The sequence below is a fragment of the Nocardia sp. NPDC004722 genome (genome assembly GCF_053601505.1).
In genome coordinates, this window is sequence record NZ_JBSGBY010000888.1 from 1 (window position 1) to 2,522 (window position 2,522).

The following is a 2,522-nucleotide window of genomic DNA, read 5'->3' on the forward strand; positions in this document are numbered from 1 at the left end:
AGCCCGTCCAGCTGCAGCAGATGGCGGCCGATCACCACGCCGAGGGTGACCGCGCCGAGCAGTCCGGCCCGCAACTCGGCCTCGTCGGCCGCCAGATGTCCCGCGGCGTGCCGCTGCTGCTCGGCCATGGCGGCACGCACCGCCTCGGCGGCATCGGCGTGCGTCAGCATCGATCGAATGGCGGCGAGCGCGTTCACCGGCTGGTCCTCGAGCTTGGCTTGCAGTGCCGCGAGCAACAGTTCGGCGGCCTGGGCGGGGGTGCCTGCGATCGGCTCCCCGGCCCCGACCGTCGCGGCCCGTGCGAAAAGTTCCTCCTTGGACCCGAAATACCGCATCACCAGCCCCGGATCGGTGTCCGCCGCGGCGGCGATCGCCCGAATCGTGGTGCGGTCGTACCCGGACTCGGCAAAGAGCCGTTCTGCCGCCGCCAGAATCCGGGCCTCGGTATTCCGTCGTTGCCGAGCGCGGTTGGTGGCTGGATCCATCGATTCAGTCTACGGCCGTTGACCGAAGCCGTCCCGCGCGGGTACTTTCGGTCTACCGCTGTTGACTGAAACCGAAGAGGGTCCCCATGTGGTCCACACTCGTATTCGCCACTCTCGCAGGCATCATGGGCACCAACGCCCTGCCGCATTTCATCAAAGGTCTACTCGGCGAGGAGTTCCCGAATGTCCTGGGCAACTCGCCGCTCCGCAACGCGCTCGCAGGTTGGCTCGGCCTGATCCTCGCGGCGCTTCTCGCCACCGCCGCGCAACTCTCCGATCACCCTTGGCCGGGTGCCTTCGCCCTCGGCGCAGGGGCGCTCGTCATGACCGCATTCCACGGTCGGCGCGGCGCGTTCCGGTTGAATGACGCGCTGCGCCTGCCGAATCCGTAATGTCACGGGGTCCGAAATTGGCTGGTGGACACGGCCGGGGTGCCGATACCGTGCCCGCCTGTGACGGGCAATTTCGAGATCAGGGCCGACTACGACCGCGACACCATCGTGGTCTATCAGGCATACGCGGCGGCCATCGCCGACGTCGCGGTAGCGGCGCAACGGTTTCTGCCGCCGTTCTCGACCGGCCGCATGACCTGGATCAAGCCCTCGTTCCGGTGGTTGATGCAGCGCAGCAACTGGGCGCGCAAGCCCGGGCAGGAGCGCATCCTGGCCGTGCGGATCACGCGGGCGGGGTGGGAGGAGGCGTTGGGGCAGGCGGCGCTCACCAGTCCCGAACGCCGCGTGTACACCGGAAACGAGGAGTGGCGCAGGCTGTTCCGGCACGCCGTCGTACACGTGCAATGGGATCCGGAATACTCGCTGCGGGGAGCGAAGCTCGACCACCGCAGCATTCAGGTCGGGCTGTCACGGCACATCATCGAGCAGTACGTCAACGACTGGACCGTCGAGATCCGAGATCTGACACCTGCGGTGCACAAGATGTCCGCCCACCTGCGCGCGGGCCGGGCGGACCGGGTGCGCGATCTGCTCCCGCCCGAGCGGGTGTATCCGCTCGCACCCGAACTCGCGGAAAGGGTTGGGGCCACCCGGAACTGAAGGCGCGGGTGGCGGATCCTCACTGCTTGCGGCGGACCGAGGCTTCCACCAGATCCAGCACCGATTCGAGGTTGTCGTTGGCGTGGCCGGAGGCGATGCGGGCGATGAGGCCGTCGAGGACGAGGTCGAGGTAGCCGAGGATGACCTCGGTGGGGACATCGTCGCGCAGCGCGCCGGCGGCCTTGCGGCGTTCCAGGCGGGCCACCGTGGCCGCGGTGAGCTCGGTGGAGCGTTCTTCCCAGTTGGTGCGGAACTCCGGGTCGTTGCGCAGGCGGCGGGCGATCTCGAGGCGGGTGCCCAGCCAGTCGAAATCCTCTGGGCGGGCGAGCATGTCACGCATGACCTGGATGAGGCCCTGGGTGGCGGCGACTTCGGCCATGCGGCCCGCGTCCTCCTGGGCCAGCGCCAGGAACAACGCGTCCTTGTCGCGGAAGTGGTGGAAGATGGCGCCCCGTGACAGGCCGGTGGCTTCTTCGAGGCGACGCACGGTCGCGCCCTCGTAGCCGAACTCCGCGAAGCAGCTACGCGCTCCGTCGAGAATCTGGCTGCGCCGGGCGGCGAGGTGGTCGTCACTGACCTTGGGCACTGGACTCCTCCGAAACGTGTTGTGCGGGTTCTCCTTATCGATCTTGCGACCAAATCGGAGAACCCGCACGAGCGACGAGCGAAGCGGCCCGGACGGGGCCGCGTGGTGAGCGACGGGCGAACCGTCGCTCACCACCACGACTCGGCCTCGAAACAGCCCTTCGAAGACCGAGGCGATATCGCGGTGACTAGCCGCGAATCATGTTGCGCAGCACGTACTGCAGGATGCCGCCGTTGCGGTAGTAGTCCGCCTCACCGGGGGTGTCGATGCGGACGACCGCGTCGAAGACGACCTTCTCGCCGTTCTCCTTGGTGGCGGTCACCTTCATGGTCTTCGGTGTCACACCCACGTTCAGCTTGGTGATGCCCTCGATGTCGAAGGTCTGGGTGCCGTCCAGGG

The 2,522-nt window shown here is 67.8% G+C and carries 5 protein-coding genes; 2 read left to right on the top strand and 3 right to left on the bottom strand.

Annotation, left to right across the window (positions count from 1 at the left end; genetic code table 11):
* A partial coding sequence (locus ACWELQ_RS43545) for a TetR family transcriptional regulator (RefSeq protein ID WP_452402827.1) occupies positions 1 to 485 on the bottom strand: 485 nt, incomplete at its 3' end.
* Positions 486 to 571: 86 nt separating this feature from the next.
* Here ACWELQ_RS43545 and ACWELQ_RS43550 point away from each other — a divergent pair.
* Both ACWELQ_RS43550 and ACWELQ_RS43555 read left to right on the top strand, forming a co-directional pair.
* Complete coding sequence (locus tag ACWELQ_RS43550) at positions 572 to 877, top strand: hypothetical protein (RefSeq protein WP_452402828.1); 306 nt, start codon at positions 572 to 574, stop codon at positions 875 to 877.
* Positions 878 to 937: 60 nt separating this feature from the next.
* Positions 938 to 1,537, top strand: a complete 600-nt coding sequence (locus tag ACWELQ_RS43555) for a DUF4291 domain-containing protein (protein WP_452402829.1) — start codon at positions 938 to 940, stop codon at positions 1,535 to 1,537.
* Between the two features lie 19 nt (positions 1,538 to 1,556).
* Here ACWELQ_RS43555 and ACWELQ_RS43560 read toward each other — a convergent pair whose 3' ends face one another.
* Positions 1,557 to 2,123, bottom strand: coding sequence for a TetR/AcrR family transcriptional regulator (locus tag ACWELQ_RS43560; protein ID WP_452402830.1), 567 nt, complete (start codon positions 2,121 to 2,123; stop codon positions 1,557 to 1,559).
* 187 nt (positions 2,124 to 2,310) lie between these two features.
* The coding region (locus ACWELQ_RS43565; RefSeq protein WP_452402831.1) for a hypothetical protein at positions 2,311 to 2,522 on the bottom strand (212 nt) is incomplete at its 5' end.

Excerpts from the sequence above, each read along its gene's own strand:
- ACWELQ_RS43550 (WP_452402828.1), top strand. The coding sequence starts at position 572 with ATGTGGTCCACACTCGTATTCGCCACTCTCGCAGGCATCATGGGCACC.